Source organism: Paenibacillus sp. J22R98, from assembly GCF_059383835.1.
The window spans coordinates 252717-263249 of sequence record NZ_JBXENW010000006.1 but is presented as its reverse complement, the minus strand read 5'-3'; the positions used below and the strand labels follow the sequence as shown (position 1 = coordinate 263249).

Sequence of the window (10533 nt, the reverse complement as noted above, 5' to 3'; positions counted from 1 at the left end):
TCAGCAACCATCGCTTGAGGATCATGGTTGGTTTAAGTGCTGAGAGTTCGAAATTGCGACTCTCAGCAGCAGAGCACTCCGGGAAATGCCGGGGTGCTCTGCTATATGTTTATTTAAATGTTGTCCGCAATCGCTCCCCCATCCAAAGGCAAGTGTCCCATAAATCGGACACCGGCTGGCGGGTGAAGGGGAGCGTATGCATATACCCGGGCGGCCCGAATTCCGGGGTCACGGTTGTTGATGTGAATCCATGCTTCTCTCGCTGTGCGAGAATGCTGTTCCACCACATTTCATGCCTCTGCAGTTCAAGCGCATACTCAGGGGCGGCAGGATGGGGGACTTGCGGTCCCTGCGCGTAGCCGACGCGTGCGTGGATATGAATCGTATGATCAAAGGCGATCCTCAGTGCCTCTGCTTGATCCTCGAGCAACGTTTCACAGACACAGCACCAATGGCTGAAATCCGCCGTAATGCGCAAATCCGGTAGCTCTTGGAGCAGCTTGGCTGTGCTCCAAGGCGTATACATGGCGCGGTGACGATGCGTTTCGTGCCCAACGCGTACACCGGCAGACTGCTCTGCGCGAAGCGCCGAACGGAAGAAGCGGACTTGATCCTCAAAGGACCAGCAATCCCTGGCACTATGGGAAATCGCGAGCAGCGGGCGGAATGCTGCTGCTCTCTCTATTCCGGCGGCAAATACCTCTTCATGAGCGCTGACTGTCGCGCCGCTTGAGCCGATAAGGGCAATGAAATCCAATTGATGCTCCTGCAGCAGCTCCATAAATTCATTCGTATGCTCAGGAGCAGGAAGTGTCGTCTCCACGCCATCGTAACCGGCTGCTGCGATCTGCTCAATACTTTCCCGATAGGACAAATGCTCCATGCCCCATAGCGATTTAAACAATTGAATGCTCATCGGTGATGTGCTCCTTTATGTGTATTTATAGCTTCTATATCGTTTCATGGTAGCATCAGTCCGCGTACCGCACCATTTCTAATCGTCCTGCATGTTTATATATTTGTAGATAAAAAAGAACCAAGCCATTGGCAGCACCATAGAGGGCTGGTTTGCTTGGTTCGTTTACTCGGTAGTGTTGCTATTGAAATGACGGAATTGCTGAGGTGAGACGCCCATAGCCGTCCGAAACGCATGGCTGAAATGGCTGGTCGAAGAATAAAACAAGGAATGAGCGATTTCTTCTACGCTGATCGACTGGTTTTGCAGCATTTTTTTGGCCTCGCGAATTCGGATGCGCTGCAGGTACACAGAAGGTGAAATCCCGTAGACGAGCTTGAAGCATTCATGCAAGTAGGTCCGGTGAACATTCAATTGTGTCGATAGAGTCGAAATGTTCATCGGCGTATGGAGATGATATTCCATCCAATAGGCTGCCTCCCGTGCAAGCTTCATCTGCGAAGGCTTAATGCCGGAAGCGGGGAGCTGGTGATTTTGCGTGGAAATAAGCTCGGATGCCAGGTTCCCGATAAAATCCAAAATGCTGGAATGAATCTGCAGCTGCTTAACGGAGGCAGCCATTTCGTCTATGATCGACAATTTCTTATCATCGCGAGCCATCATCTGCTGCATGTGCTCACCGAAACGAGTAATGAACTGTGTCACCCATTCCGAAAGATTTCCATGCGATTCGCAGCGGAATACGGGATCGGAGGTGAGTTGAAAGATCATATTGATGGCATTGATTTCGACTTCAAAATGAAAATCGAAATAGCTGCAAGCTACTCGGGTTTCGGTACGATGAAGCATTTCCGATTGGATGATAATCGCATCTCCCGGATACAGATGATACAGCCGGCCGTTGACCCATTGCTCTATCTCGCCGGATATGCAGAACAGGAATTCGAAGAAAGGATGCCGATGATCGGGGTACGACCATCCGGCTTCTTGTTTGGCGTATTCGATACCGGGAATGCGTATGGCATTGTACAAATCAGGCAATTGAAACATATGATCCATCGTAATCGACCTCTGTTAGAGATGGTTTTCCTACAAATATATCAGTATTTGCGGAGTACGATTAATTATAGACTACATTTATGCAACAAATCCATACCGTTCTGAATGGTTGGCTGCGATATCGGGTGTTATGATTCGGTTATCAAGAAGAAACCACTCATTCGGGAGGATTACCAATGAAAATCATGATGGGAAATGCGGAACTCGAGATGGGCAGCAAATATTTGACGGAGCTTCGCAGTGCGAACGATTTGCTGCACGATATAGATGCTTTGAGACAACGCCTGGAAGAGGATGGCTATTTGCTTATTCGCGGTTTCCATGATCGCGAGGATGTTATGAAGGCGCGCAGCGGAATCTTGCACAAGCTTCATGACATGGATAAATTGGATGCCAGCTTCCTGATTGAAGAAGGTGTTATTGCTGCAGGCGCGAAAGGCGCGATGTTCGGCGGCGCCGTAAATGAGGAAGATGCGAACATGATAGCGTTCTATCATCTTGTTAACGGCGAGAAAGTGATGAGCTTCTTCCATCGACTGCTCGGCGGGGAAGCGATGACCTACGATTACAAATGGCCGCGCGCGGTAGGGAACGGCGACTTTACCGGAGCCCATTACGACATTGTCTACATGGGACGCGGCACCAAACAAGTGTATACGATGTGGACGCCGCTGGGCGATGTTCCATACGAGCAGGGACCGCTATCGATCTGCCTAGGATCGCAAAACTTCGAGAAAATTAAAGCGACTTACGGACAAATGGATGTCGATCGTGACAATATCGAGCTTGGCTGGATCTCCAAAGATCCGATCGAATGCGTGGACAAGTTCGGCGGCCAATGGGCAACGACGCCATTTGAGGCTGGCGACATCATTATTTTCGGTATGTTCCTGCTGCACGGCTCAGTCAATAATACGACCAACAGATTCCGAATCAGCTCCGATACGCGCTATCAGCTTCGCTCTGAGCCCGTTGATGAGCGCTGGGTAGGCGTTAAGCCGAAGGGCCATTATGCGTGGGGCAAAGAAAAGTCGAAGACGATGGAAGAAGCACGAAAGGAATGGTCGATTTAAGTTAAACCTTGAGAGAAACGAGCGGCGATCGCTTTCCGGAATACAACGGAGAGAGATCGCCTTAATGTGCTCTACTCCATGATCCCGCTCTTTTCGATGCTGACTTTAATGCGGGGTTCAATATCTATCTCGGGATAGACGTCGTCCCACGCGATGGATTTCCAATAGCGGTTATGATGCGCTTTGATGTGAAGTCCGATGCCCAAGGCATCGCAATTGGCTTGCTGAAGTTGCTTGATGACTTCCTTCGCTTTATCGTTCAACAGTTTCTCCAGTTCTGATGCAACCTTCTTCAGCATCTCCTCATCCGTGTGAACCATTTTGGGGATTTCCACCAGATTGCATGTGAAATCGGCGCTGATGACGGCCTTGACGGTACCCTTATCGGTCGCGACGGTTATGTCCCGCTTATCACGGGACATAAATAGGGAAACATTGGCTTTTAGCGTATTGATGTATTCCGTGACAGTGAAGTATTCGGGATTGAATTTGGAAAGCATGACGAAATTCGCGGATGTTTTGTCGTCCAACTCTCCGGTCATCCGCTTCCCATGCATGAGCGCGAGTCCCTCTAGTTTTACACGGTCTTTTCCTAGTGGATTAATGATCGGGAGCACGGCGTCGGTACCGCTATTGGTGAACAAGGAAGAAATGAGATACGGCGAAACTTTTGGAATCAAGCCGTTCTCTTCGCTGCTCTGAAGCAAATCGTAAAGGTAATCGCTGATCATTAAGCGATCCGCGACTTTCATCTTCAAGACTAGCCCTGCGGAATCGTTCACGATAGCCATCTTGACATTGATCGGGCTGCGGGCTTCCCGGTAGTATGATTCCAGCGCAGGGTAGAAACCTTTCTTTGCGAATCGCTTATTGATTAGAATCACGCGAGCTTTACCAAAGTCTAACTCCTGCGAAACCGCCTTTTTCATTTCCAGGTAGGCTTCATTGACGGTTCTTCCATCCCCAGAAAAGCTTGGCGAGACGATGGAGGATTTGGATTGAATGGCGGACTTAATGGTTGGAATGTTAATCGTGAAGCGAATGTTGCCGTTATCGAGTAAGTCGAAGGCTTCAGCCTGTTCGATTCGGATCTCCTTCAATTCGCGACTGTCCCAGCACCCGGTTAATAAGGGCAGGAGGAGGAGCAAGAGGAAGGTTCTTTCGGACTGCGGCTTCATGCTCGAGCCCCCTTCCTACCTGATAGCCATTTGTGTAGATAAACCATTATGAGCATCATCAAAACCATCCCGATCGCCGCCGTCGGCACGTAAAGAGCGATGATGTCCTGCAGCTTCGATAATTGCGAGACATTCAGCTTCCACGCACCTACCCCAATTAAGACAAGGGCAACCACAAGCAGAGCGGGAAGTCTTACTCCTTTCCGGGCATTGGCCAGCGCTGTCACCGCGGACATGAACAGCAGCAGATAGGTGGATAAGGAAGTCATGATAAACAGAATCCATATGGTCTGTACCATGAGATCTGTTCGCTCCATGATCTTGAACGAAACCGTTTTGAATTGAAATAATAACGGTTCGCGGATAAAGCCAATCATCTCGGTACTGAAGATGGCCGTGGTCGAGAATGCACAGAGCATATAAACGGCTGTGATCGCGATATTGGCTGTTATGGCAATGCGAAGAACCGATTTGGACGGCATCTGAATATGAGGAGACAGTACCATCAGAATGCCGATGCCGGCATACGACATCATCCCATTCCACGCTCCAAGGCTGATTTTCGCTAGCCCCATCGAAAAAACCGGCAATATATAATCCAGATTTGCGTCCTTAAGCGTGTAACAGATTAGCGCGATGAACAGCGGGACGAACGCCATGGCGAATACGGCGAAACGGGCGAAAACACGGACCGGATGCGAAACGAGAAAGGCGCATCCCCCAACCAGCAGCAGTGACAGCAACCATGCGGGAGTATTCTCGTAAGCCCAAAGATTCGAGATGAAGACCCAATTCGCAAGGGTTTCATAGCTTACGGTAATGGAGTATGCGGCTATGGCCAAGTTGAATAATCCGCCTATCCAAGGGCCAAGCCGCTGTCGCAGCATCTGGAATACGGTTAGGCTCCTGTTCTGTTTGCTTAGTTTCCAAATCACGAGCAATAGAATCAAATTAATTAAACCGCAGAAAAGGCAGGCAATCCAACCGTCTTGTCCGGCATCGGCATCGACCGCATGTGGAAGAGATAAGACGCCTAGGCCGAACTGGGCTTGGAACAGCAGGCAGAATAGTTGGATGGGACCGATCGGGAGATTTGAAGTCTTCATCGCTTGATGCTCCTAACCGGCAGACAGTAAGGAACGCCGAAAGGTTCCATGGCAAGGGCGTGGATCAGGACGCCGATAAACGCGAACGCAATACCGTAAAAGCCCAGGACAGTTGCACCGAAAATAAGGATAAACTGCGCAATCGTCGTGGTCGATCGGAGCTCCATAGACGGTATGGTAAATTTACTAATGGTCGTCAACGCAATAACCACGATTAGAATATTCGACACGAACCCGATTTGAACGAGCGACTCGCTGATAATGATACCGCCGACGATACCCGTCATTTGGGCGAGCGCTGAGGGTAGACGCAGCGTGGCTTCGGCAATGAGCTGGAATATGAAAATCATGAGCATCGTTTCAAAGATCGGAGGGTAGGGAACGCTCTCCAGGGAACTTTTGATGCTGAACGCCATTTTGAACGGCAGGACTTCATAATTAAAGCCGACAAGCGAGATGTAAAGGCTGGGCAGAAGGAGGCCGAACATCAATCCGACAACCCTTACTATGCGCATGAGCATCGACGGCCACGTGCCTTGGATCAGGTCGTCCACCGTCAGCATGAAGGTATAGATAGAAACAGGAAGAATCAGGCAGGAACTGCTTTGATCGCAAAGCACGCCGATCCTTCCGCGAGCCAACAGGGCTGAAGCAAAATCGACCCTTTCCGTATTGAAAATTTGCGGGAAAATGGAGAATTTGTTCTCACGCAACAGCTTGCGAAGAAGACCGGGATGCAAGTCGTGCGTGGATGTCAAGGCGGAAATGCGTTTAGCAGCTTCATCGACCATGCTCTTGTCGGCGGTTCCATCGAGCCACACCAAAGCAACCCGCCGATTCGCCTTCTTACCAAGCATAAAATAACGCACTCTAAGCTCTCCGGTGGACAGATGCTTACGAATCAAATTTAAATTGCTTTGCAGATGCTCCACGAAACCGTCCCGATTGCCGGCCAAGGAGCGTTCATTCTCAGGCTCTGTGGGAGAGCGCCTGTATTGCTTGCTGACATCAAAGCTGTAGCAGCGATTCGCTTCTTCCTGGCAGATCAGGGCGCGGCCGTGAATGAGATCGTCAACAGCTTTCTGAATAGTGGGGCAAAGATCTACTTTGGTTGCGGTAAGCAGTTCTTCTAGAGGCGGCAAGGTGTTCCCATCTGCCGTTTCACGCCGCAGCTGTTTGAACAGGCTGAGTTCGATTTTGGCGGCCTCGCACATCGTTTCCAGATAGATAAGTACGGCTTTAGATTCGCCTATATTCAGTTCGCGCACGACTAGATCATCGGTATGAAAAAGAGCCTCTTGAATCGAAGCGATTGTAATGGTTGCCAATGGTCGCCACTCCTTCACTATGTTATAGTGTCCAAATTCGGGAAAAACATGCGATGAATGGAAATCGAAAAGGCCGGCTTCATCAGCCGTGCGGATATCGTTAGGCTTCACGAGACCCGGAATAAAAACAGTCCTGATCATCAAGTGTTCTTGATGGTCAGGACTGTTTTTGTTTTTGTTGCTGCGGCTCACTTGCCTGCTAGTTTGTTCTCTTTCGTTTCGAATATCTCTACCGCGCGGTCAGCGCCATACATCTCATTCAAATGCTGGACATGCTCCAGTCCCCAATTGCCGATCGCTTGAAGTAATGGCGTCATTTTGGCACCGTATTCGGTAATGGAATATTCCACTTTCGGGGGGATCTGGCGATAAACCTCCCGGTGAACGATATCGTGATACTCCAGTTCACGGAGCTGCGAGGTGAGCATTTTTTTGGAGATGTCGGGCATGGCACGCTGCAGCTCGCTAAATCTCATCGTACCGTTGCCGAAAAGATGAAAGAGTATAACGGGTTTCCATTTGCCGACCAGAATTTCTAACGCCGTTTCGATCTTGCACCCACCATCGTTCATCATTATAATTCCTCCAGTGTTTATCTATGGTTACTTTCTGGATACTAGGTTATGTGAATGTGCCTACTTCCCGAAAATGCAGCTAGAATATATTATAAGCCTATAGTTATATTCATTCAAGGGAGTAGGTATGTCTCTACTCAGGAGGTCACAATATGCTTTCGCCCGTCTTTTTGGCGCATGGCTCGCCATTTACGATTTTCGAGAAGTCCGAATTTACCGCTTTCTTGAATCGCTTCGGTAAATCAGTCCGTCCCAAAGCGATCGTTATTTTCTCCGCCCATTTCGAGAGCCAAATTACAACAATCGCGGCCACGGACGACATCCATGAAATGGAATACGATTATTACGGTTTTCCGCCCGAGTACTATCAGGTACAGTATCCGGCAAGAGGGTCTACTATCGTCGCGTCCATTGTGGAAGAGCGGTTGCGCAAGCATAACATTCCGGTTCAGCGCAAATATCGTGGCCTCGACCATGGGGTATTTCCGATTATGCGGCATGCTTACCCGGAAGCCGATATTCCGATTGTTCCTGTTTCCGTAAATGCTTTCTTGCCTGCCAGGCAGCAGATTGCGATTGGAGAAGCGCTGCAGGGCCTTGAGAAGGATGGCATCCTCGTAATCGGCAGCGGCTTCTTGACACACAACTTCAATGAGTTCGATCGGAACATGGATGCTCCGCCTCGCGCATGGGCTGTAGAATTCACGGATTGGATTACCGAGAAAGTGCTGGCAAGAGATATCGAGGCACTGAGTAACTATGAAACATTAGCCCCGCATGCCAAGAAAGCAGTACCTCGTGCCGAACATTTCGTACCTTTGCTCATCGCGCTTGGGAGCGGAATACCGGGACAGCAAGCTCGGGTCTTATTCGATGAGCCAATCAAATATGGCTCCATGAGCAATCTCAGCTATCAATTCTAGTTAATAAGGAATGCCCACTTGTCGATAGGACAGGTGGTTTTTTTTATTAGAGTGGAATACTTAAACATTATAATGTTTGTTGACGCTAAGCTTGTTTCCATGTAGATTAAACATTATAACGTTATAATCTAACACTATTGGGTATTCGTTTCGTTTCGGCAAAAAAAAGGTGGGCTTACGATGACTGATCATTTGGTTTTACGCGGGGCAACACTCATGGATGGTCGGCAAGTCGATATTGTGATCGTGGCCGGCGTCATAGCGGAAATAACGGCAGCGGGGGCAAGCAATGCCTCCATTGCCGGGCGAGTCATAGAATGTTCCGGCTTGTATGTATCGAGCGGTTGGATCGATCTTCATGTTCATGCATTCCCGGAGCTTGACCCGTATGGGGATGACATTGACGAGATCGGCGTCAAACAGGGCGTTGCGGTAATTGTTGACGCCGGCAGCTGCGGCGCGGATCGAATCGGCGAATTGGCGGCAAGCAGCGAGAGAGCGATGACGACCGTGTTCGCGCTGCTGAACGTATCGAAGATTGGTTTGCAGCGGATCGACGAGCTGTCCGATCTGGCTTGGCTCGATAGAGCAGCCGCATTGCAAGCCGTTCAAGCTTATCCCGACTTCATCGTAGGCTGGAAGGCCAGAATGAGCGGCAGCGTCGTTCGCGACAACGGTATTCGGCCTTTGTATATGGCTAGGGAGCTGGCTGAAGAAACCGGTTTGCCCTTGATGGTTCATATCGGTTCCGCTCCCCCGAGAATCGAAGAGATTCTACCGCTGCTCGCGAGAAATGATGTTGTAACGCACTATTTGAACGGGAAAAGCAATAATTTGTTCAGCGAGGACGGAAGTCCGATTCCGGAGCTGGATGCGGCTATCGCGAGAGGCGTTCGAATGGACGTCGGACACGGCACAGCCAGCTTTTCCTTCAAGGCGGCAGAGGCGGCGAAGCGAAACGGAATTCATTTCGATACGATCAGCTCGGACATTTATCGCGGGAACAGGCAGCAGGGGCCGGTTTATAGTTTGGCGCATGTCATGTCGAAGTTTCTCTGTCTGGGTTATTCGCTAAACGAAGTGATCGAAGCGGTGACGGTGAATGCAGCCGAATGGATGGGAAAACCGGAGCTGGGCCGCATACAAGCAGGAGACCGGGCGAACCTGACGTTGTTCTCCACCTTGGGTGATGAGCGTCTTACGTTCATGGATTCCGAAGGAGAAACGCGCGAAGGTGAGCATCAAATTATAGCTAGAGGAGTATGTGCGAATGGGCGATTCATTGAATGCTAAATATGGGTTGAAGCGTGTTATTAACGCCAGCGGGCGAATGAGTATTCTCGGTGTATCGGCACCTTCCGATACGGTTATGGAGGCGATGAAGCTGGGCGGACAGCGCTATGTGGAAATCGCCGATTTGGTGGATAAGGCGGGGGACAATATCGCGGACGTGCTCGGTTCCGAAGCTGCGGTCGTCGTCAATTCAGCGTCGAGCGGCATTGCATTGTCAGTCGCGGGTATCGTTACGCAAGGCAATCGGCGCCTGAGTGAACGGCTTCATCAAGAGCCAATCGCCAAGAATGAGATCCTTATTCTCAAAGGACATAATGTTCAGTACGGCGCGCCGGTGGAGACGATGGTGTTTCTGGGCGGAGGCAAGCTTGTCGAAGTCGGGTATGCGAATGAAGGCAAAGCCGAGCATATCGAAGACGCGATCGGCGAGCGCACAGCAGCGATTCTGTACGTCAAGTCCCATCACGCGGTGCAGAAAAACATGATTAGCGTAGAAGAAGCTTGGGAAGTGGCGCAGCGCAAAGGTGTTCCGCTTATCGTGGATGCGGCTGCGGAAGAGGATGTCCGTAAATACGTGCAAGTCTCGGACCTCGCGATATATAGCGGCTCCAAGGCAATCGAAGGGCCGACCTCGGGTATCGTCGGAGGCAAACGAGCCTACATCGAGATGGTCAAGGTGCAGCTGCACGGGATTGGCCGTAGTATGAAAGTCGGCAAAGAAACGACATTCGGGCTGCTCCAAGCGCTTGAGGAATATATGGTCAAGCAAGATAACAGCGAGCAGGAGAAGGCATCTCTCCAAATGCTTATGCCGCTGAACGAGCAGCCGGGCGTTAACGTAACGATCGTCCAAGATGAAGCGGGACGCGCGATATTCCGCGCGCGCATCCAGATCGATCCGGCGTTATCCGGCACAACGGCGAAGGCAGTTGTAGCAGGGCTGCAAGGTGGCGATATCGCGATCTACACACGTGATTATGGCGTGAAGCAGGGGTATTTCGATATCGATCCGCGTCCGCTGCTTGGTGACGACATGGACGTCATCGCGGCTAGAATTCGTACGCTTACGGGAGGCAATTAAC

At 50.3% G+C, this 10533-nt stretch carries 10 protein-coding genes; 4 read left to right on the top strand and 6 right to left on the bottom strand.

Annotated elements, in window-relative coordinates:
- Positions 1–109: 109 nt before the first annotated feature.
- Positions 110–916, bottom strand: a complete 807-nt coding sequence (locus AC50Y3_RS18785) for a sugar phosphate isomerase/epimerase family protein (RefSeq protein ID WP_494820252.1) — start codon at positions 914–916, stop codon at positions 110–112.
- A gap of 165 nt (positions 917–1081) precedes the next feature.
- Positions 1082–1975, bottom strand: a complete 894-nt coding sequence (locus AC50Y3_RS18780) for a helix-turn-helix transcriptional regulator (protein WP_494820251.1) — start codon at positions 1973–1975, stop codon at positions 1082–1084.
- A 176-nt stretch (positions 1976–2151) separates the two neighbouring features.
- On the opposite strand from AC50Y3_RS18780, the gene AC50Y3_RS18775 reads away from it, so the two are divergent.
- A complete protein-coding gene (locus tag AC50Y3_RS18775; RefSeq protein WP_494820250.1) occupies positions 2152–3048 on the top strand; it encodes a phytanoyl-CoA dioxygenase family protein in 897 nt (298 codons plus the stop codon).
- A 71-nt stretch (positions 3049–3119) separates the two neighbouring features.
- Here AC50Y3_RS18775 and AC50Y3_RS18770 read toward each other — a convergent pair whose 3' ends face one another.
- The 4 genes from AC50Y3_RS18770 to AC50Y3_RS18755 all read right to left on the bottom strand — a co-directional run bounded on the left by AC50Y3_RS18770 (position 3120) and on the right by AC50Y3_RS18755 (position 7232).
- The gene (locus AC50Y3_RS18770) at positions 3120–4226 is read right to left on the bottom strand and encodes a Ger(x)C family spore germination protein (RefSeq protein WP_494820249.1); all 1107 of its coding nucleotides are present in this window, start codon (positions 4224–4226) and stop codon (positions 3120–3122) included.
- On the bottom strand, positions 4223–5332 hold the full coding sequence (locus AC50Y3_RS18765) for a GerAB/ArcD/ProY family transporter (RefSeq protein WP_494820248.1): 1110 nt from the start codon (positions 5330–5332) through the stop codon (positions 4223–4225). Before AC50Y3_RS18765 ends, AC50Y3_RS18770 begins: the two co-directional genes overlap by 4 nt.
- On the bottom strand, positions 5329–6660 hold the full coding sequence (locus AC50Y3_RS18760) for a spore germination protein (protein WP_494820247.1): 1332 nt from the start codon (positions 6658–6660) through the stop codon (positions 5329–5331). Before AC50Y3_RS18760 ends, AC50Y3_RS18765 begins: the two co-directional genes overlap by 4 nt.
- 188 nt (positions 6661–6848) lie before the next feature.
- Positions 6849–7232 carry a winged helix-turn-helix transcriptional regulator gene (locus tag AC50Y3_RS18755; RefSeq protein ID WP_494820382.1) on the bottom strand — a complete coding sequence of 128 codons (384 nt, stop codon included), beginning with the start codon at positions 7230–7232 and terminating at the stop codon, positions 6849–6851.
- 155 nt (positions 7233–7387) lie between these two features.
- Here AC50Y3_RS18755 and AC50Y3_RS18750 point away from each other — a divergent pair, with 155 nt between their 5' ends.
- The 3 genes from AC50Y3_RS18750 (at position 7388) to AC50Y3_RS18740 (ending at position 10532) form a co-directional block, all read left to right on the top strand.
- Positions 7388–8158, top strand: coding sequence for a DODA-type extradiol aromatic ring-opening family dioxygenase (locus tag AC50Y3_RS18750; protein WP_494820246.1), 771 nt, complete (start codon positions 7388–7390; stop codon positions 8156–8158).
- A 180-nt stretch (positions 8159–8338) separates the two neighbouring features.
- On the top strand, positions 8339–9451 hold the full coding sequence (locus AC50Y3_RS18745) for an amidohydrolase/deacetylase family metallohydrolase (protein WP_494820245.1): 1113 nt from the start codon (positions 8339–8341) through the stop codon (positions 9449–9451).
- Positions 9429–10532 (top strand): DgaE family pyridoxal phosphate-dependent ammonia lyase, encoded by a 1104-nt coding sequence (locus AC50Y3_RS18740; protein WP_494820244.1) that lies wholly within the window; start codon positions 9429–9431, stop codon positions 10530–10532. Before AC50Y3_RS18745 ends, AC50Y3_RS18740 begins: the two co-directional genes overlap by 23 nt.
- The last annotated feature ends 1 nt before the right edge of the window (position 10533 follow it).